Raw genomic sequence first — 21,142 nt, forward strand, 5'->3', positions numbered from 1 at the left:
TCGGCTCGGAGGTGAAAGCTCTGGATTGACATGCCCTCGACCTGCCGATACAGGAAAATCCTGTTCGCGCAGAATACAGAAATCTTCAAAGTAAGAAATCTGACATTTCCGGGACGACTGTAGGAGAATTCTTCAATACAGCTCATGGATGAGCTGCACCGGCTATTTTGGAGTCTCCAACATTCCTGCCTTGTATTTTTTTGCAAGCAGCACCAGCGGAATGTAAGCAATGAAAACCGCCAGCAGACCGGAGATCAGACCAACGCCCGTCAAAATCGCTAGCGGAGTGAGCCAAAACAAGTTGATTGCCAGAACGGCGTAGACGACTGTTTTGTGGCTTCCGTAATGTCGAGCCGCGTATTGATAGGCGTGACTGCGATGTGCTTCGAAGATTTTGTCACCACGAACAAGTCGGCGAAGGAGCGTCCAGGTCGCATCGACGATGAATACCCCCAACAATATCAACCAGCACCACAGCAACTCAGGCGTATCCCTGCCCGCAATAATTGCCAGCAGACCGATGATCAATCCCAGGAAACCACTACCGGCGTCCCCCATGAATATTCGGGCAGGAGGAAAATTCCAACAGAGAAACCCGGCGACAGAGCCTGCCATCAACAAAGGCGTCCACGACAAATCCTGATGACCGGCCATCCAATAGACAAGGCTGGCAGACAGACAGACAGAGATAGCCTGGACGCTGGCCAATCCATCAATCCCATCCATAAAGTTGTAAAGATTAAGCATCCAGACCAGGTACACGGCGAAGAAAATACTTGAAAGCCATTTCAGATCGAACAAGTAACCGAACAGGGAAATACCGCCTCCCCCACCCAGCCAGTACAACGCCCATCCAGCAGCGGCGAAGTGCCCGATCAGCCGCCACCTTGCAGCGATGTGTCCATGATCATCAGCGAACCCCAATACCGCCACTAGCGCCCCCGCACCGGACAAGCCGATCAGCGTCGGCAAATCGATCAGTTGCAAGTAATGTGATGCAGGTAACGCAATCAGGAAAGAGACGACAATCGCCACGCCCCCGCCTCGCGGTGTAGGAATGGTGTGAGAACTTCGCGAGTTCGGAATATCGATCAGACTGTTGGCCAAGGCATAACTTCGCAGTGCATACGTCAGCATTAACGCAACCACGAATACTGCAAATAACAATCCACAAAAAATCATTTCGTTTGAGTATCCAGATAGTGGTCAACTGTCTGATGTATTGCACGACTCACACTCACCGAGGGAGCCCATCCAAGAATCTCTTGTGTTCGAGAGATATCAACTTCGAGCGAATCAAACAAACGCTGAGCTATCAAGCCTTTTCCCAACAGCCGCAGCAAACCTTTCAACAACCAGGCCGGAACCGGAAGCAGCAACGCCGGACGCCCCAGCGCCTTGCTGATACTTTTCAGCAACTGCGTAGTGGAAAGACTCTCCCCATCACTGACCAAAAAGGTATTGCCTGGTGCAGCAGGATGATCCACGCAAAGAACCACCAGATCAGCAAGATTGCCAACCGAGACCAGACTCCGGCGATTGGTTATTTTTCCGAAAGGAAGCGGAACCCCTTTGCTGAGCCAATTCATCATGGTCAAAAAGTTGGCCTTCACGCCCGGACCGTAGACCAATGGAGGGCGAATGATCACCACTTCCATACCGGTTTCCCGGCTGATCTCATGCAAAATCTGCTCGGCCTCGTACTTGGATTGGCCATAAGGATCTTGAGGTGCAGCTACATCGTCGAATCTAAAGGGCGCCGTCTCATTGGTGCGTTCACCGTTCACCTTGATCGAACTTATGAAAATGAAACGTCTTACGCCCTCCGCAGCAGCCTTGCGCGCCAGGGAAGCCGTACCATCAACATTGACCTTGCGAAACTCGGCCAAAGTATCCTGGGCTGTCTCATTCATCACATGAACACGCGCAGCGCAGTGAACTACCGCCGCAACACCCACCAAAGAAGGCAACTCCGAAGTTTCACCAAGCGACAAAGGCACCACTTTGCAGAGCCCTGCGAAGCGTGAAGCACCACGAATAGCAGCCACAGGTGCGAACTTGCGATCGAGCAGCAAACGCAACAACACCGCTTCGCCCACAAAGCCTGTCGCACCCGTCACCATAACAATCGCGTTATTCATCGGGCTTTCTTCCCGATTATTGCCGTAGCCCAGCAAACAAGGAAAAAGAACACCTTGTCGCGCACTCGCCTCCGGCACTTCCAGGCGTGAAATGAGAGTCTCATCAAGTGCCTGCGCCCAAATCGAAACCAAGGTCGAACAAATGGATCCTCGTGTTTCCCGACCAACTCTGCGATGAGCCGTACCTGGGCAAACCACCAACCATCGTGAATGGTTTTATAGCGCATCAATAACGAATTGATCCCGATGTTGGCACCGACCTGATTGCTTTCATGTTGACGATACTGCATGGAAGGTATCGGATCGGTATACCAGCGAAAACCGTTGCTTCTGGCAAATGCGTAGCAGTACCAGTCGTGCAGACTGATCTCCTTCACGTCATGCCAGTCGGCACATACCGCGGCCTTGAGTTCATTGGCAAGCGTATGACCCAGAACATAGGTACAGCCGGGACCGGCCGCTTCGAACAAATAGTCCCAGGCAACTTGAGGCTGGGCCTTGTCGATCAAATGCGTTTTACCATTACTCCAAAACGCAATAACATTACTGGAGTAACCATCAAAATTTTTGGTGCCAAGTGTTTCGCATGCTCGCTGAAGCTTATCCCTGTCCCAGACGTCATCCTGATCGGCGAATGCGACAAAGTCATACTCGTCGAAGCTGACATCACGAATCAGTCGGAAGAAATTGCGCGATGCGCCGCCGAAGCTACCTGCGGGTGGCAGCACGACGACGCTTGGATAAAGAGACGCGAACTCCATGCACCAGGCTTCAGTACCGTCCGTCGAAGGATCAATACTGATATACACCGTTACATCAACACCGGTCTGCTCGAGAATCGAGGCCAGTTGCTCCTCGATCCACTGCATACCATTAAAGGCAGCCAGCAAAACCGCAACCTTGGGATGTCGTACTGGCATACCAATCCTGTTAAAAACGGTGCGAACGTTGCCGTTCGGAAAGGTAAATGCCCCTGTTAATGAGAGGGCGAGTCCAGCAACTTCTGCAGGTACTGCCCGTAGCCGGTCTTCTTGAGCGCATCAGCCTGCGCCGCCAACTGTTCGGCAGTGATCCAGCCATTGTGATAGGCAATTTCTTCCAGACATGCCACTTTCAGCCCTTGACGCTGCTCGATCGTATGCACGAAGTGACTGGCCTCGAGCAACGAATCGTGAGTCCCGGTATCCAGCCAGGCAAACCCGCGACCAAGCATCTCCACCTTCAGTGTTTTACGCTCCAGGTAAGCCCGGTTCACGTCAGTGATTTCCAGCTCGCCGCGATCCGATGGCTTGATACTCTTGGCGATTTCAACGACATCGTTATCGTAGAAATACAAACCCGTGACAGCATAGTTGGACTTTGGCTTCAACGGTTTTTCTTCGATGCTCAGAGCACGACCCGAAGCGTCGAATTCAACCACCCCGAAACGCTCTGGATCGGATACGTGGTAACCGAAAACGGTAGCACCCTGCTGTTGAGAGCTGGCCGAACGCAGATTGTCCGAGAAATGTTGTCCGTAAAAAATGTTGTCGCCAAGAATCAGACAGCAAGGGTCCTTGCCGATGAACTCTTCACCAATGATGAACGCTTGAGCCAAACCATCCGGGCTAGGCTGTTCGGCGTAGGTCAGCTTGATGCCGTAGAGGCTGCCGTCACCGAGCAGCTTGCGGAAGCACGGGAGATCTTCTGGCGTCGAGATAATCAGGATCTCACGCATGCCCGCAAGCATCAGAACTGAAAGCGGGTAGAAAATCATCGGCTTGTCGTAAATCGGCAGCATCTGCTTGGACACACCGAGTGTCAGCGGATGAAGACGCGTGCCTGAGCCGCCAGCGAGGATGATGCCTTTACGATTGATCGTGGTCATTTGTTCAGAACTTCCCTAAGCATTCGGGTTACGCCACTCTGCCAATCCGGCAGGTGTAGAGAAAAGTTGTCACGCAGTTTCTGAGTGCTTAATCGCGAATTCAGTGGTCGGCGCGCAGGTGTTGGATATGCAGTGGTTTCAATGGCATTTATCGACGTAACGGCAAGCTCCTCACCATTAGCCTTCGCAAAGTCGATTACATGACTTGCGTAGCCGTGCCAGGACACTTCCCCACCGGCAGCCAGGTGATAAAGGCCTGACAACTCGGGGCACGACTGAGACTGCCGAATCGCCAGCGCAGTCACGTCAGCAATCAAATCGGCACCGGTCGGTGCGCCGACCTGATCGGCGATAACGCTCAGAGTCTCGCGGTCCTTGGCCAAACGAAGCATTGTCTTGGCGAAATTGTTTCCTCGCGCGCCGTAGACCCAACTGGTTCGGAAAATCAGGTGTTTGCAGCCAGAGCTGATAACTGCCCGCTCGCCGGCAAGCTTGCTGGCGCCATAGTAATTCACCGGAGCGACCGCATCGTCTTCTCGCCAAGGCTGGTCGCCCTGCCCACTGAAGACATAATCCGTCGAATAGTGAATCAACCAGGCCCCAAGACCAGCAGCCTCTTCGGCCAAGACCCTACACGCATCACTGTTCACCCGATCAGCCAAGTCGGTATCCGACTCGGCCTTGTCCACGGCGGTGTAGGCAGCAGCATTGACGATGATGCCAGGCTTGACCTTGCGAATCGTGGCTCGCAGCGCGTCCTGATCCGAAAGGTCACCGCTCAATCCGCCTGCCGCATGCCTATCCAGCGCAATCAACTCGCCAAGAGGAGCCAGGGAGCGTTGCAGCTCCCAGCCCACTTGACCGTTCTTTCCCAACAGGAGGATTGTCATGCCTTGCCCGAACGATCGCTGTAATTCTGATCGATCCACTGCTGGTAGCTGCCGCTCTTCACGTTGGCCACCCATTCGGTATTACTCAGATACCATTCAACCGTTTTACGGATACCGGTATCGAAGGTTTCTTCCGGCGCCCAGCCCAGCTCACGCTGAATCTTGCTGGCGTCAATAGCATAACGCTGATCATGACCAGGGCGATCCTGGACATAAGTGATCAAACTCGCATGCGGGCGATGAGCGGAATCCGGACGCAACTCATCCAGCAGTGCACACAGGGTGTGAACGACTTCAATGTTTTGCTTTTCGTTATGACCGCCGATGTTGTAAGTCTCTCCGATCACGCCTTCAGTGACGACCTTGTACAGTGCACGTGCGTGATCTTCGACATAGAGCCAGTCGCGAACCTGATTACCCTTGCCGTACACCGGCAGAGACTTGCCTTCCAGCGCATTGAGAATGATCAGCGGGATCAGCTTTTCAGGGAAGTGACACGGACCATAGTTGTTTGAGCAATTGGTCACCAGTGTCGGCAGGCCATAGGTCCGAGCCCAGGCGCGAACAAGGTGATCAGAGCTGGCCTTGCTGGCCGAGTACGGCGAGCTTGGCTGATAAGGCGTGGTTTCGGTGAAGAGGTCTTCCGGTCCTTCAAGATCACCATAGACTTCGTCAGTCGAAATATGGTGGAAACGGAAGTTCGCCTTACGGGCGTCATCCAGCGCAGCCCAGTAATGACGAGCAGCTTCCAGCAAAGTGTAAGTGCCGATGATGTTGGTCTGAATGAACTCGGACGGACCAGAAATAGAACGATCGACATGAGACTCGGCAGCCAGGTGCATGATTGCATCCGGCTGGTGCTCACGCAGAACACGATCAATCTGGTCACGATCACAGATGTCGACACGCTCGAACGCGTAACGCGAGTTTCCGCTGACTTCCGCCAACGACTCAAGATTACCGGCGTAGGTAAGCTTATCGACGTTGACCACAGCGTCGGCAGTGTTGGAAATGATATGACGGATGACGGCCGAACCGATAAAACCGGCGCCGCCGGTTACTAGAATTTTCACGCGAAACCATACCCTTGAGTTACTGACAGGGCCGCCTATCGAGCGCTGTCTAATCCATGAATGCAAAAGCCATCAATAGAGCCGAGGCTTCTGACAAAGTCAGTCTGCACCGACGTGGGAATATGCCACCATCGGACAAGCCCAGCATTTTACAGCTTAATGAACGTTTTACTAATGGATATAGATAAGCTGTGGCTAAAGTTTAGGTTACTTTTCCTTTCATTTCGTAATCAGGAAAGGCGTTTGCGCGAAGCTCGAGACTTATACCCCAGAAACCACCCCAAAACCGGCCCGATCAGCATACCTGCCAGCAGCGCAAGAACCATGACCACCGAAACCGGAAGTTGCGGCCCCGACCAGCCAAGGAACAACAGGGACACTGATTGCTGATTCTCGAGCACGAACGCCAAGATCACCAACGCCAGCAGCAAAACAAAAACTGCAAGCACTACACGCCAGAATCTACGCATGGACGACTCCCCGGATCGCGACAACCGTCAAACCCCCTCCTCCTCTTCTTCATTCACGCGATCGCGCAGCTCTTTGCCTGGCTTGAAATGCGGAACGAATTTTCCATCAAGGCTGACGGATTGACCGGTCTTCGGATTACGACCGACACGCGGCGCACGATAGTGCAAGGAAAAGCTGCCAAAACCACGGATCTCGATACGATCCCCCGTGGCCAGACACTGGGACATTTGCTCAAGCATGGTCTTGATGGCCAGCTCCACATCTTTGGATGAGAGCAGCCCCTGATGGGTGACAATTCGTTCGATCAACTCCGACTTCGTCATATTTTTCCCTTCTTTTTCAAGCAGCTAGATCAGCGCTTGAAAGGTTTTAGCACGCCCGGAAGATTTTGAACAGCCCAGGGCTTGACATATCTTTCCGCTCGCCGAAACGCCCATTTTCAGGGCATCGGATGACGAGCCCGCCAACGCTCACTCACCGACAAATCACCAACATGGTTCGAGTGACGTAGCCTGCCGGATTGAAGCCAAAGGGAAACTCATCCTCATCCCGGGCGTCATCAGATCGCGTGATCACCTTATACCCCGCCCCCTTGCATTCCTTGGCGGCACGCTTCTGACACTTCTCCCAGCCCGAACCCAAGCCGGAGCAGTCAACCTCGATACCACTGACTCCACGCACCGCATGGGTCTTGGCGCTCGTTGTGCAGCCCGCCAACATCAAGACACCTATAAATACTATAAACCTGCTCATTCACTTCCTTATGCCAGGCGCCCGCCCGACTACTGCAATCTTCAGACTAAGCCTAGACGCGAATAGACGATTGATCCGATTAAAGAAACAGACCGCCCGGCAAAGGGAATGGTTTCACTCGAACAAACAGCGAGCGATGCCCCACCAAATCGCAGGCACAAAAAAGGGCGACCGAAGTCGCCCTTTTTTAATGATCAGACAGAACTCAGTTCTGTTTGGCCATTGCTTGACGCAGCAGTGCCGCCATAGTGGTGTCAGCTGCTTCGCCTTCCGGAGCCGCTTTCAGGCTCTGGATGGCTTCTTTCTCTTCAGCATCGTCTTTCGATTTGATCGACAGCTGGATTACGCGGCTCTTACGATCAACGCTGATGATCTTGGCTTCTACTTGCTGGCCTTCTTTCAGAACGTTGCGCGCGTCTTCAACGCGGTCACGGCTGATTTCGGAGGCTTTCAGAGTCGCTTCGATGTCGTCGGCCAGAACGATGATGGCGCCTTTGGCGTCAACTTCTTTCACGGTGCCAGTAACGATTGCGCCTTTGTCGTTAACCGAGACGTACTCGGAGAACGGATCGCTTTCCAGTTGCTTGATACCCAGGGAGATACGCTCACGCTCCGGATCAACCGACAGGATAACGGTGTCCAGCTCATCGCCCTTCTTGAAACGACGTACGGCCTCTTCGCCCACTTCGTTCCAGGAGATGTCGGACAGGTGAACCAGACCGTCGATGCCGCCGTCCAGACCAATGAAGATACCGAAATCGGTGATCGACTTGATGGTGCCGGAGATCTTGTCGCCCTTGTTGAACTGGCCAGAGAAGTCTTCCCATGGGTTCGACTTGCACTGCTTGATGCCCAGGGAGATACGACGACGCTCTTCGTCGATGTCCAGAACCATGACTTCCACTTCGTCGCCGACTTGTACGACTTTCGAAGGGTGGATGTTCTTGTTGGTCCAGTCCATTTCCGAAACGTGTACCAGACCTTCAACGCCTTCTTCCAGCTCAGCGAAGCAGCCGTAGTCGGTCAGGTTGGTTACACGGGCGGTAACGCGAGTGCTTTCTGGGTAACGGGCTTTGATAGCAACCCATGGATCTTCGCCCAGTTGCTTCAGGCCCAGGGAAACACGATTGCGCTCGCGATCGTATTTCAGAACCTTGACGTCGATCTCGTCGCCAACGTTGACGATTTCGGAAGGATGCTTGATACGCTTCCACGCCATGTCGGTGATGTGCAGCAGGCCGTCCACGCCACCCAGATCGACGAATGCGCCGTAATCGGTGAGGTTTTTGACGATACCTTTGACTTGCTGGCCTTCCTGCAGGGATTCCAGCAGAGCTTCACGCTCGGCGGAGTTCTCGGCTTCCAGGACGCTGCGACGGGAAACGACAACGTTGTTGCGCTTCTGGTCCAGCTTGATGACCTTGAATTCCAGCTCTTTGCCTTCCAGGTGCGTGGTGTCGCGCACTGGACGGACGTCAACCAGGGAACCTGGCAGGAACGCACGGATGCCGTTAACGTCGACAGTGAAGCCGCCTTTAACCTTACCGTTGATAACGCCCTTGACCACTTCCTCAGCTGCGAAGGCTGCTTCCAGAACGATCCAGCATTCAGCGCGCTTGGCTTTTTCACGGGACAGCTTGGTTTCACCGAAACCGTCTTCAACCGAGTCCAGAGCAACGTGAACTTCGTCACCGACGTTGATGTTCAGTTCGCCAGCGTCGTTGTAGAACTGCTCCAGAGGGATCAGTGCTTCGGACTTCAGGCCAGCGTGAACGGTTACCCAGCGAGCTTGGTAATCGATATCAACGATAACACCGGTGATGATGGAGCCTGCCTGAAGGTTCAGGGTCTTTAGGCTTTCTTCAAAGAGTTCCGCAAAGCTTTCGCTCATTTTAATTCCTGTTGATTAGGGCGAAAAATACGCCCGTCTCCACATCCCAGACGATGCGGGTCAGTTTCATTTAAAGGAAGCCACCGCAGGACTATGACTGGTCCCCTGCGGCCTTCCTGGTCACCCGGCGATATCGCGAATGGCGATCTCGCTCATGATGCGTTCAAGCACCTGATCGATGGACAACTCCGTGGAATCCAGCTGTATGGCGTCAGCCGCCGGCTTGAGCGGGGCGACCGCTCGCTGGGTATCACGCTCGTCGCGCGCACGGATCTCATCTAGCAGACTCGACAGACTAACACCCTCGACTTTGCCCTTCAACTGCAAATATCGACGGCGCGCCCGCTCCTCGGCACTGGCGGTCAGGAAAATCTTCAGCGGCGCATTCGGAAAAACCACCGTACCCATGTCCCGACCATCGGCCACCAGGCCCGGGGTTTCCTGGAAAGCACGCTGGCGCTGCAGCAGCGCCTCGCGCACGGCCGGCAATGCAGCCACCTGAGAAGCGCCGGAACCGACGCTTTCAGTACGGATGACATCGCTGACTTCGTCACCTTCCAGAATGATGCGTTGCAGTTGACCGTCGGTCGCCGCGATGAACTGCACATCCAGATGAGCGGCCAGTTTTTTCAGCAGCTCTTCATTGGTCAGGTCGACACCATGGTTGTGCGCAGCAAACGCCAAAAGGCGATACAGCGCACCGGAATCCAGCAGGTTCCAGCCCAGACGCTTGGCCAGAATCCCGGCTACGGTGCCTTTGCCCGAGCCGCTTGGCCCATCGATGGTGATGACCGGTGCAATGTTGTTCACGACTGAGCCTCTTGCGCCACACGAATGCCGACCTGTGCGCACAGCGCCAGGAAGTTCGGGAACGATGTCGCGACGTTGGCGCAGTCATGGATGCGGATCGGTGCCGTGGCGCGCAGCGAGGCCACGCTGAAAGCCATCGCGATGCGGTGATCGCCATGACCATGCACTTCGCCGCCGCCGATCTGGCCGCCGTCGATGATGATGCCGTCCGGAGTCGGTTCACACTTGACGCCCAGCGCCAGCAGACCGTCCGCCATGACCTGGATACGGTCCGATTCCTTGACCCGCAGCTCTTCGGCGCCGGTCAGCACGGTGCGCCCTTCGGCACAGGCCGCGGCCACGAACAGCACCGGGAATTCGTCGATCGCCAGTGGAACCAGCGCTTCCGGAATCTCGATACCCTTGAGTTTAGCCGCTCGCACGCGAAGATCCGCTACTGGCTCGCCGCCCACTTCACGCTGGTTTTCCAGAGTGATGTTTGCGCCCATCAGGCGCAGGATGTCGATCACGCCGGTACGGGTCGGGTTGATGCCGACGTGTTCGAGCACCAGCTCCGAACCTTCGGCGATCGACGCGGCCACCAGGAAGAATGCCGAAGACGAGATGTCGCCCGGCACTTCGATGTGGGTCGCAGCCAGCTTGCCGCCGGACTCAACCGATGCCGTGGCACCGTTGACGCTCACCGGGTAGCCGAAGCCGCGCAGCATGCGCTCGGTGTGGTCACGAGTCGGGGCCGGCTCGGTGACGGTGGTCTTGCCTTCGGCGTACAGACCCGCCAGCAGCAGGCAGGACTTAACCTGGGCACTGGCCATCGGCATCGTGTAGGTCAGGCCTTTGAGCTTGTGACCGCCACGAATGGTCATCGGTGGACGACCTTCGGCAGCGGTTTCGATCACGGCGCCCATTTCCCGCAGCGGGTTGGCGACGCGATTCATCGGGCGCTTGGACAGCGAAGCATCACCGGTCAGGGTGCTGTCGAAGTCCTGCGCGGCCAGCAGGCCGGACAGCAGGCGCATCGAAGTGCCGGAGTTGCCCAGATAGATCGGGCCCGGCGCAGGCTTCAGGCCGTGCAGGCCAACACCGTGGATGGTCACGCGGCCGTGATGCGGGCCTTCGATGACCACGCCCATGTCGCGGAACGCCTGCAAGGTCGCCAGGGCATCTTCGCCCTCGAGGAAGCCTTCGACTTCGGTGACACCTTCAGCCAGGGAACCGAGCATGATCGAACGGTGGGAAATCGATTTGTCACCTGGTACGCGAATCCGACCGGAAAGGCGGCCACCAGGTTGAGCCAGGAAAATCAGATCGTTGGAATTCATAGCGTCCACATAGGCCCTGCGGGCCAGGATTTTACTGAAATGCTCGCGGGCAACCCGGGCGCGCGTGAAGACGCCCAACAATTGGTGCCCATCCCCTGCATCGACCGCGTCGCGCAAGGCGTCGAGGTCGCTGCGAAATGTATCGAGTGTGCGCAGGACAGCCTCGCGGTTGGCGAGAAAGATGTCATGCCACATGACCGGGTCGCTTCCGGCGATTCTTGTGAAATCACGGAAACCGCCCGCAGCGTAACGGAAGATCTCAAGGTTTTCATTGCGCTTGGCCAGCGAATCGACCAGACCGAAGGCCAGCAGATGCGGCAGATGACTGGTCGCGGCCAGCACCTCATCGTGACGTTCGACCTGCATGTGCTCGACGTCGGCGCCCAGCTCGCGCCACAAGCGATCAACCACCGCCAGGGCAGCCGGATCGGTCTGCTCCAGCGGGGTCAGAATCACTTTATGACGGCGGAACAGTTCCGAGTTGGAGGCTTCCACCCCGCTCTGCTCGGAGCCGGCAATCGGATGGCCCGGCACGAAACGCGCCGGCATGCCACCGAACGCTTCGGTCGCCGCACGCACCACATTGCCCTTGGCGCTGCCGACATCCGTGAGGATCGCCTGCCCCAGATCCATACTGGCCAGACGGGCCAGCACTTTTTCCATGGCCAGGATCGGCACCGCCAACTGGATCACGTCCGCGCCCTGGCAAGCCGCCACCAGGTCGTCTTCGCAACGATCCACCACGCCCAACTCGACCGCCAGCTTGCGCGATTGCGGATCGAGATCGACCCCGACCACTTCGCGGCACACGCCGCTTTCACGCAAGCCTTTGGCAAACGAACCACCGATCAACCCCAGACCGACCACCACCAGGCGCCCGATCATAGGTGCAGCAGATTGCAGCGCAGTGACATCACCCACGAGCCAGAACCTTGCGCAGCGCTTCGAGGAAGCGACTGTTTTCCGCCGGCAGACCGATGGTCACCCGCAGATGGTTCGGCATGCCGTAGTTGGCCACCGGACGCACGATCACGCCTTCGCGCAGCAGGCCCTGGAACACCGGAGCCGCCACCTGACCGAGGTCGACGCAGATAAAGTTGCCCTTGGACGGAATCCAGCTCAGGCCCAGCTCGCGGAAACCCGCCTCCAGCTGTTGCATGCCGGATTCATTGAGCTGACGGCTCTGCGCCAGATATTCCTCGTCCTTCAGCGCCGCACACGCCGCAGCCAAGGCCAGGCTGTTGACGTTGAACGGCTGACGTACGCGGTTCAGCACGTCCGCCACCACCGGAGTGGACAGACCGTAACCAACGCGCAGCGCCGCCAGACCGTAGGCCTTGGAGAAGGTGCGCGAGACCAGCAGGTTCGGGTAAGCGGCGAGGAAATCCAGGCCATCCGGAAGATCGCTGCCTTCGGCGTATTCGATGTAGGCCTCGTCCAGCACCACCAGCACATGCTCCGGCACGTCCTGCAGGAACTCGTCCAGCGCTTCGGCGCCGAACCAGGTGCCGGTCGGGTTGTTCGGGTTGGCAATGAACACAACGCGGGTGTTGGCGTCGATGGCCGCCAGCATGGCCGGCAGGTCATGCCCCCAATCCTTGGCCGGAACGACCTTGGCCTGAGCGCCGACCGCCTGGGTCGCGATCGGGTAGACCGCGAACGCGTGCTCGCTGAACACGGCATTCAGGCCCGGCGCCAGATAGGCGCGCGCGACCAGTTCGAGAATATCGTTGGAGCCGTTGCCCAGGGTCACCTGGTTCAGCTCGACACGGCACTGCTCGGCCAGCAGGGATTTCAGGGCAAAACCGTTGCCGTCCGGATAACGGGTCAGCTCGTCCAGCGCTTCGCGGATCGCGGCCAGCGCTTTCGGGCTCGCGCCCAACGGGTTTTCGTTGCTCGCCAGCTTGACGATGCTTGCCGGATCCAGGTCCAGCTCGCGCGCCAGTTCGTCCACGGGCTTGCCCGGCACGTATGGCGAAAGTTGTTGCACGCCCGGCTGTGCCAGAGCGAGGAAGTTGCCACTCATTGCTACCACCCCTTAAAGAACTGCTTTCGGGTAGGAACCCAGCACCTTGAGTGCTACTGCTTCCTGACTGATCTTTTCCAGTACACCTTTGATCAGCGGATCACGGTGATGACCGACGAAGTCGATGAAGAACACGTAGGTCCATTTGCCGCTGCGCGACGGACGGGTTTCGATCCGGGTCAGGTCGATTCCGTTGTCATGGAACGGCACCAGCAGCTCGTGGAGCGCGCCGGGCTTGTTGCTCATGGACACGATGATCGACGTCTTGTCGTCGCCGGTCGGCGGCACTTCCTGGTTACCGATCATCAGGAAGCGCGTGGAGTTGTCCGGGCGATCTTCGATCTTCTCGGCCAGACGGGTCAGGCCATACAGCCCGGCTGCCATGTCGCCGGCGATCGCTGCCGAATTCCACTCACCCTTGACCCGCTTGGCCGCTTCGGCGTTGCTGGACACCGCCACGCGCTCGACATTCGGGTAATGGGCGTCCAGCCACTTGCGGCACTGGGCCAGCGACTGGGCATGGGAATAGATGCGACTGATGCTGTCGGTCTTGGTGTTTTCACCGACCAGCAGGTGGTGGTGAATCCGCAGCTCGACTTCGCCGCAGATCACCATGTCGTGCTCGAGGAAGCTGTCGAGGGTGTGGTTGACCGCGCCTTCGGTGGAGTTCTCCACCGGCACCACGCCAAAGTTCACCGCACCGGCCGCCACTTCACGGAACACTTCGTCGATCGCCGCCATCGGCTTGCTGATCACCGCGTGACCGAAGTGCTTCATGGCCGCCGCTTGAGTGAAGGTACCTTCCGGGCCGAGATAAGCCACTTTCAGCGGGTTCTCAAGGGCCAGGCACGAAGACATGATTTCGCGGAACAAGCGCGCCATTTCTTCGTTGCCCAGCGGCCCCTTGTTGCGCTCCATCACGCGCTTGAGAACCTGCGCCTCACGCTCGGGACGGTAGAACACCGGCTGCTCGCCTTCGGCCAGGCTGGCCATCTTGACCCGGGCAACTTCTTCGGCGCAGCGCGCGCGATCGCTGATCAGCTGGAGGATTTTCTCATCCAGGTTATCGATGCGAACGCGCAGCGCCTTGAGCTCCTGCTCGGACATCAGGAATGCTCCTTCTCGAATTCAGCCATGTAGCCAACCAGCGCTTCGACGGCGTCCAGACCCAGGGCGTTGTAGATCGAGGCACGCATGCCGCCAACCGAACGATGCCCCTTGAGGTTGAGCAGGCCACGGGCGTCGGCACCCGCCAGGAACGCCTTGTCCAGACGCTCGTCAGCCAGACGGAACGGCACGTTCATCCACGAGCGGGCGTTGACACTGATCGGGTTGGTATAGAAGTCGCTGTTGTCGATGAAGCCGTACAGGCGATCTTTCTTCGCCTTGTTGCGCTGCTCCATCGCGGCGACGCCGCCCTGCTCCTTCAGCCACTCGAAAACCAGGCCCGAGAGGTACCAGGAATAGGTGGCCGGGGTGTTGTACATCGAGCCGTTATCGGCGGAGATCTTGTAGTCGAGCATGGTCGGGCACGAACTGCGAGCGCGGCCCAGCAGGTCTTCACGGACGATCACCACGACCAGACCGCTCGGGCCGATGTTCTTCTGCGCGCCGGCGTAGATCAGGCCGTACTGCGACACATCGATCGGACGCGAGAGGATATCGGAGGACATGTCGACCACCAGCGGAACGTCACCGGCCTCGGGAACCCAGTCGAACTGCAGGCCGCCGATGGTTTCGTTGGACGCATAGTGCAGATAGGCCGCACCCGGGGTCAGCTTCCACTCGTTCTGGCCAGGGATGGCCAGGTAATCATAAGGCTTGGCGCTGGCAGCAACGTTGATGTTGCCGAAGCGACGCGCTTCCTCGATGGCTTTTTTCGACCAGATGCCGGTTTCGACATAGTCGGCAGTGCCGTTCTCGGGCAGCAGGTTCAGCGGAATTTCGGCGAACTGTTGGCTCGCACCGCCCTGCAGGAACAGCACTTTGTAATTGGAGGGGATGGACAGCAGGTCGCGCAGGTCTTGTTCGGCCTTCTCGGCGATGGCCACGTAGTCATCACTGCGATGGCTCATTTCCATGACCGACAGACCCTTGCCGTGCCAGTCGAGCATCTCGGACTGGGCACGCAACAGGACAGCTTCAGGCAGCGCAGCGGGACCTGCGCAGAAGTTATAGGCTCGTTTGCTCACATCCACTCTCGCTATGCAATCACGGTAGCGGACAGAGCAAACACTCTGCCCTGCTACGATTTGGTTAGTCTTGCGACTCTTCTTCGTCTGCGGCGTCCGCCTGCAGGTTGTCGACCGCATCGTCCGGTTCGGCGCCGATCACGCCTTCTTCCAGTTCGACACCTTCTTCACCTTCAAACTCTTCACCCTCGACTTCCGACGGCTCCTGTACCCGCTCCAGACCAACCAGGGTTTCATCCTTGGCCAGCTTGATCAGGGTCACGCCCTGGGTGTTACGACCCAGGCTGGAGACTTCGTCGACACGGGTACGCACCAGCGTGCCCTGGTCGGAAATCAGCATGATCTCCTCGCCGTCGAGCACCTGAACCGCACCGACCAGACGGCCGTTACGCTCGTTGCTGACCATGGCGATCACGCCCTGGCCGCCACGCTTGTACTCAGGGAACTCGGTGATCGCGGTACGTTTGCCGTAGCCCCGCTCGGAAGCGGTGAGGATCTGGCTGCCTTCTTCCGGGATCAGCATCGAAATCAGCTTCTGCCCTTCCGGCAGACGCATGCCGCGCACACCGCGGGCGGTACGGCCCATGGCACGAACGTCGGATTCCTTGAAGCGGGTGACCTTGCCGCCGTCGGAGAACAGCATCACTTCACGCTCGCCATCGGTAATGGCCGCGGAGATCAGCACGTCACCTTCGTCCAGTTCCAGCGCGATCAGACCGACGCTGCGCTGACGGCTGAAGGATTCCAGCGGGGTCTTCTTCACGGTGCCGTTGGCGGTGGCCATGAAGATGTAGTGACCTTCGGTGTATTCCTCGACCGGCAGCATGGTGGTGATGTATTCACCGTCATCCAGCGGCAGCAGGTTGACCAGCGGACGACCACGGGCGGCACGGGACGCTTCCGGAATTTCGTAGGTCTTCAGCCAGTACACCTTGCCCTTGCTGGAGAACAGCAGCAGCGTGGTGTGGCTGTTGGCGACCAGCAGGTGAGCGATGTAGTCCTCATCCTTCACGCCGGTAGCCGATTTGCCTTTACCGCCACGACGCTGGGCCTGGTACGCAGCCAGCGGCTGGGTCTTGGCATAGCCACCGTGGGAGATGGTCACGACGCGCTCTTCTTCCGGGATCATGTCGCCCAGGGTCAGGTCGAGACGGGCATCGAGGATTTCGGTGCGACGCACGTCGCCGTATTCGGCGCGGATCACTTCCAGCTCTTCGCGGATCACTTCCATCAGGCGCACGGCGCTGTTGAGGATGCGGATCAGCTCGCCGATCTGGTTGAGGATCTCTTGATACTCGGCCAGCAGCTTTTCGTGTTCCAGACCGGTCAGACGGTGCAGACGCAGTTCCAGAATGGCTTGCGCCTGCTCTGGCGACAGGAAGTACTTGCCGTCGCGCAGACCGTATTGCGGATCGAGGTTTTCCGGACGGCACGAATCGGCACCGGCACGTTCCACCATCGCCACCACAGCCGAGGATTCCCAAGGCGTGCTGACCAGCGCTTCCTTGGCTTCCGACGGCGTCGGCGAAGCCTTGATCAGGGCGATCACCGGGTCGATGTTCGACAGGGCAACGGCCTGACCTTCGAGGATGTGACCACGCTCGCGCGCCTTGCGCAGTTCGAACACGGTACGGCGGGTAACCACTTCGCGACGGTGACGGACGAAGGCTTCCAGCAGGTCCTTGAGGTTCAGGATCCGCGGACGGCCATCGATCAGCGCAACGATGTTGATGCCGAATACCGATTGCAGCTGGGTCTGGGCGTAGAGGTTGTTGAGGATCACCTCAGGCACTTCGCCGCGACGCAACTCGATCACGACGCGCATACCGTCCTTGTCGGACTCGTCGCGCAGCTCGGTGATGCCTTCGAGTTTCTTCTCTTTTACCAGCTCGGCGATCTTCTCGATCAGACGCGCCTTGTTCAGCTGGTAAGGGAGTTCGGTGATGACGATCTGCTGACGGCCACCGACCTTGTCGATGTCTTCGATGATCGAGCGGGCGCGCATGTAAATGCGGCCACGGCCGGTGCGGTAGGCTTCGATGATGCCGGCGCGACCGTTGATGATCGCGGCAGTCGGGAAGTCCGGGCCGGGAATGTATTGCATCAGCTCATCGACGGTCAGCTCGGGGTTGTCGATGAGGGCCAGGCAACCGTCGATGACTTCACCGAGGTTGTGCGGCGGAATGTTGGTCGCCATGCCCACGGCGATACCACTGGAGCCGTTGACCAGCAGGTTCGGTACGCGGGTCGGCATGACCGCCGGGATCAGTTCAGTGCCGTCGTAGTTCGGCACCCAGTCCACGGTTTCCTTGTGCAGGTCGGCCAGCAGCTCGTGCGCCAGCTTGGTCATGCGCACTTCGGTGTATCGCATGGCCGCGGCGTTGTCGCCGTCCACCGAACCGAAGTTGCCCTGGCCGTCGACCAGCAGGTAACGCAGGGAGAAAGGCTGCGCCATGCGGACGATGGTGTCGTACACCGCGGTATCACCGTGCGGGTGATACTTACCGATCACGTCACCGACGACACGGGCAGATTTCTTGTACGGCTTGTTGAAGTCGTTGCCCAGCTCGCTCATCGCGAACAGCACGCGACGGTGCACGGGCTTCAAGCCATCGCGCGCATCCGGCAGTGCACGGCCGACGATCACGCTCATCGCGTAGTCGAGATAGGACTGTTTCAGCTCGTCTTCGATATTGACCGGGAGGATTTCTTTGGCCAGTTCGCCCATGAGAAGCCTGATTCCTTTTTCTGGTGAAACTTCGCCATATCCATAGGGGACGCACGAAGCTCGTCGATGCAGGCCGAGTGCCATGCGCCGACTTACGACAAATCGACAAGTTGACCCTGGATTTGCGCAGTGAAGACAACCCCGTGGGACTGCCTCGGAAAACGCCGGATGTTATCACAAGAGCCGCCACGCACCTATCCCCCAGATGCGCATGGAGCATAGTTAGATGACCGATGACAGGCTTAACGGGGACGAGAGAGGCTCAGAGCTTCCCTGAATGCAAATTTCGGGACGAAATTGCGGATGTTTATTGACTTTCAAGACCCCATCGCGAGCAGGCTCGCTCCCACAAAGTTCTGTGGCGATCACAAAACCTGTGGGAGCGAGCCTGCTCGCGAAGAGGACAACGCGGACATCAAGCCAATCAATGCAAGCGCTTGCGGCACATCAACTGCGCCATTTTCGCCGTATCCGGGCGCTCGACGATGCCTTTTTCGGTGACGATCGCATCGATCAGATCTGCCGGGGTCACGTCAAACACCGGGTTGAACGCTTCAACGTCAGCCCCGACGCGCTTGCCGCCAACCTCCAGCAACTCGGCGCCGTCGCGTTCTTCGATCGGAATGTCATCACCGCTGGCCAAATTCATGTCGATGGTCGAACTCGGTGCCACCACCATGAAACGCACGCCGTGGTGCATGGCGTTGACCGCCAGTTGATAGGTGCCGATCTTGTTCGCCACGTCGCCATTGGCGGTGATCCGGTCGGCGCCGACGATCACCCAGGTCACGCCTTTGGTTTTCATGATGTGCGCAGCGGCGGAGTCAGCGTTCAGGGTCACCGGAATGCCTTCGTTGGCCAGTTCCCACGCGGTCAGGCGCGAGCCTTGCAGCCACGGCCGGGTCTCATCGGCATAGACGCGCTCGACCATGCCCTCGATGAACGCCGCGCGAATCACTCCGAGCGCCGTACCGAAACCGCCGGTGGCCAGGGCGCCGGTGTTGCAGTGCGTCAGAATCGCCTGGGCATTGCCCTGATGCTTGCGGATCAGGTCGACGCCGAGCTGGGCCATGGTCAGGTTGGCTTCACGATCACTTTCATGAATGGCGATGGCTTCGGCTTCCAGCGCCGCCAGCGGATCGGCGTTTTCCTTCAAACGGTCCAGCCGGTCGTGCATGCGGTTCAACGCCCAGAACAGGTTCACCGCGGTCGGCCGGGAATCGGCCAGCAGCATGAAATCCTCTTCCAGCGACGCGTACCAGTCGCCACCTTCGGCAATCCGGGCACGGGCCGCCAGCACGATGCCGTAGGCGGCACTGATGCCGATGGCCGGCGCACCGCGCACCACCATCGAACGAATTGCCTCGGCCACGCCGGCGGCGCTGGTGTAGGCGATCCAGTTTTCCTCGAACGGCAAAACGCGCTGATCCAGCAGGTGGAGCGCGCCATCACGCCAATCGATGGCCTTTACTTTCTCCGCAGCCAACAGTCGATCGCGCATCCCTCACCCCGCACTCATGAACAAAAGCCGCCGATTATAGCGATCCCCCCGCGAAGACGCTCGGGTATACTTCGCCATCCTTTACAAAAGCACTGGAACCGACCCTCGATGCCGAAACCTGCCATTGCGCTCGACTTATTATTGCTGCCGACCTGGCTGGTACCCGTCGAACCCGCAGGCGTTGTGCTCAAGGAGCATGGCCTGGGCATCCGCGACGGTCGCATCGTGTTTATCGGCCCGCGTGCCGAAGCGCTGAAGTGTAACGCCGCCGAAGTCCGCGAACTGCCGGACGTCTTGCTCAGTCCCGGCCTGATCAACGCCCACGGCCACGCCGCGATGACGCTGTTCCGCGGCCTGGCCGACGATCTGCCGCTGATGACCTGGCTGGAGAACCACATCTGGCCGGCCGAGGGCAAATGGGTCAATGAAGATTTTGTGCGTGACGGCACCGATCTGGCCATCGCCGAGCAGATAAAAGGTGGCATCACCTGTTTTTCCGACATGTACTTCTTCCCGAAGGTTGCCAGTGAGCGCGTACACAACAGCGGAATCCGTGCACAGATCGCGATTCCGATCCTCGACTTCCCGATTCCGGGTGCCGCCAGCGCCGATGAAGCCATTCGTCAGGGCGTCGAACTGTTCGGCGACCTGAAGCATCACGAGCGCATCAAGATCACTTTCGGCCCTCATGCACCCTACACCGTGGGCGACGAGAACCTGGAAAAAATCCGCGTGATCGCCGAAGAGCTGGATGCGTCGATCCACATGCACGTCCACGAAACCGCGTTCGAAGTGCAGCAAGCGGTCGAACAGCGCGGTGAACGCCCGCTGGCCCGCCTCGGTCGTCTCGGTCTGCTGGGCCCGCGCTTCCAGGCCGTGCACATGACCCAGATCAGCGATGACGACCTGGCGTTGCTGGTAGAAAGCAACACCAGCGTGATCCATTGCCCGGAGTCGAACCTGAAACTGGCCAGCGGCTTCTGCCCGGTGGAACGCCTGTGGCAGGCCGGGGTCAACGTCGCGGTCGGCACCGATGGCGCCGCGAGCAACAATGACCTGGACCTGCTGGGTGAAACCCGCACTGCCGCCCTGCTGGCCAAAGCCGTCGCCGGCTCGGCCACCGCACTGGACGCCCACCGGGCGCTGCGCATGGCCACGCTGAACGGCGCGCGAGCCCTGGGGATCGAAGCCGAGACCGGCTCGCTGGAGCTCGGCAAGGCAGCCGACATCGTCGCCTTCGACCTGTCCGGCCTTGCGCAACAACCGGTCTATGACCCGGTTTCGCAGCTTATATACGCCACCGGTCGCGACTGCGTGAAACACCTGTGGGTCGCAGGCAAGCAGTTGCTCGACGACCGCCGCCTGACCCGACTGGACGAACAACAGCTCGGCGAAACCGCCCGGGCCTGGGGCCGACGCATCAGCGGCCACACCGAATCGTAAACACCCCGGAGCAAACTCCGGGGCTACAGCCTTTTTC

At 58.4% G+C, this 21,142-nt stretch carries 18 protein-coding genes; 1 reads left to right on the top strand and 17 read right to left on the bottom strand.

Features of this window, described 5'->3' with window-relative positions; translation table 11 throughout:
• Positions 1–162: 162 nt before the first annotated feature.
• The 17 genes from AC0R79_RS22135 to mtnA form a co-directional block, all read right to left on the bottom strand.
• On the bottom strand, positions 163–1,182 hold the full coding sequence (locus tag AC0R79_RS22135) for an MraY family glycosyltransferase (RefSeq protein ID WP_474731711.1): 1,020 nt from the start codon (positions 1,180–1,182) through the stop codon (positions 163–165).
• Complete coding sequence (locus tag AC0R79_RS22140; protein WP_474731712.1) at positions 1,179–2,141, bottom strand: UDP-glucose 4-epimerase family protein; 963 nt, start codon at positions 2,139–2,141, stop codon at positions 1,179–1,181. Before AC0R79_RS22140 ends, AC0R79_RS22135 begins: the two co-directional genes overlap by 4 nt.
• A complete protein-coding gene (locus AC0R79_RS22145; RefSeq protein ID WP_474731713.1) occupies positions 2,138–3,061 on the bottom strand; it encodes a glycosyltransferase in 924 nt (307 codons plus the stop codon). The genes AC0R79_RS22140 and AC0R79_RS22145 overlap by 4 nt, the downstream gene beginning before the upstream one ends.
• 56 nt (positions 3,062–3,117) lie before the next feature.
• Positions 3,118–4,008 (bottom strand): glucose-1-phosphate thymidylyltransferase RfbA, encoded by an 891-nt coding sequence (rfbA, locus tag AC0R79_RS22150; RefSeq protein ID WP_474731714.1) that lies wholly within the window; start codon positions 4,006–4,008, stop codon positions 3,118–3,120.
• Positions 4,005–4,898 (bottom strand): dTDP-4-dehydrorhamnose reductase, encoded by an 894-nt coding sequence (rfbD, locus tag AC0R79_RS22155; protein ID WP_474731715.1) that lies wholly within the window; start codon positions 4,896–4,898, stop codon positions 4,005–4,007. The genes rfbA and rfbD overlap by 4 nt, the downstream gene beginning before the upstream one ends.
• On the bottom strand, positions 4,895–5,971 hold the full coding sequence (gene rfbB, locus AC0R79_RS22160; protein ID WP_474731716.1) for a dTDP-glucose 4,6-dehydratase: 1,077 nt from the start codon (positions 5,969–5,971) through the stop codon (positions 4,895–4,897). The genes rfbD and rfbB overlap by 4 nt, the downstream gene beginning before the upstream one ends.
• Positions 5,972–6,201: 230 nt before the next feature.
• Positions 6,202–6,441, bottom strand: a complete 240-nt coding sequence (locus AC0R79_RS22165; protein WP_474731718.1) for a LapA family protein — start codon at positions 6,439–6,441, stop codon at positions 6,202–6,204.
• 27 nt (positions 6,442–6,468) lie between these two features.
• A complete protein-coding gene (gene ihfB, locus AC0R79_RS22170) occupies positions 6,469–6,765 on the bottom strand; it encodes an integration host factor subunit beta (RefSeq protein ID WP_003189779.1) in 297 nt (98 codons plus the stop codon).
• 151 nt (positions 6,766–6,916) lie between these two features.
• Positions 6,917–7,195, bottom strand: coding sequence for a hypothetical protein (locus tag AC0R79_RS22175; protein ID WP_127799240.1), 279 nt, complete (start codon positions 7,193–7,195; stop codon positions 6,917–6,919).
• Positions 7,196–7,400: 205 nt separating this feature from the next.
• Positions 7,401–9,086, bottom strand: a complete 1,686-nt coding sequence (gene rpsA / locus AC0R79_RS22180; RefSeq protein WP_007950918.1) for a 30S ribosomal protein S1 — start codon at positions 9,084–9,086, stop codon at positions 7,401–7,403.
• A gap of 120 nt (positions 9,087–9,206) precedes the next feature.
• Positions 9,207–9,896: a (d)CMP kinase gene (gene cmk / locus AC0R79_RS22185; protein ID WP_007950916.1), complete on the bottom strand. Its 690-nt coding sequence runs from the start codon at positions 9,894–9,896 to the stop codon at positions 9,207–9,209.
• Complete coding sequence (locus tag AC0R79_RS22190; RefSeq protein WP_474735165.1) at positions 9,893–12,100, bottom strand: bifunctional prephenate dehydrogenase/3-phosphoshikimate 1-carboxyvinyltransferase; 2,208 nt, start codon at positions 12,098–12,100, stop codon at positions 9,893–9,895. Before AC0R79_RS22190 ends, cmk begins: the two co-directional genes overlap by 4 nt.
• 28 nt (positions 12,101–12,128) lie before the next feature.
• A complete protein-coding gene (hisC, locus tag AC0R79_RS22195; protein ID WP_007950914.1) occupies positions 12,129–13,241 on the bottom strand; it encodes a histidinol-phosphate transaminase in 1,113 nt (370 codons plus the stop codon).
• 12 nt (positions 13,242–13,253) lie between these two features.
• Entirely contained in the window at positions 13,254–14,348 is a 1,095-nt protein-coding gene (gene pheA / locus AC0R79_RS22200) for a prephenate dehydratase (protein WP_007950913.1), read from the bottom strand.
• A complete protein-coding gene (gene serC, locus AC0R79_RS22205; RefSeq protein ID WP_007950912.1) occupies positions 14,348–15,433 on the bottom strand; it encodes a 3-phosphoserine/phosphohydroxythreonine transaminase in 1,086 nt (361 codons plus the stop codon). Before serC ends, pheA begins: the two co-directional genes overlap by 1 nt.
• Before the next feature lie 64 nt (positions 15,434–15,497).
• Complete coding sequence (gyrA, locus tag AC0R79_RS22210; protein WP_127799246.1) at positions 15,498–18,161, bottom strand: DNA gyrase subunit A; 2,664 nt, start codon at positions 18,159–18,161, stop codon at positions 15,498–15,500.
• Between the two features lie 424 nt (positions 18,162–18,585).
• On the bottom strand, positions 18,586–19,662 hold the full coding sequence (mtnA, locus tag AC0R79_RS22215) for an S-methyl-5-thioribose-1-phosphate isomerase (protein WP_007950910.1): 1,077 nt from the start codon (positions 19,660–19,662) through the stop codon (positions 18,586–18,588).
• Between the two features lie 108 nt (positions 19,663–19,770).
• Between mtnA and AC0R79_RS22220 the strand changes: the two genes are divergently transcribed.
• Complete coding sequence (locus AC0R79_RS22220; protein WP_085607241.1) at positions 19,771–21,105, top strand: TRZ/ATZ family hydrolase; 1,335 nt, start codon at positions 19,771–19,773, stop codon at positions 21,103–21,105.
• The last annotated feature ends 37 nt before the right edge of the window (positions 21,106–21,142 follow it).

The organism is Pseudomonas sp. HD57-3 (genome assembly GCF_056113135.1).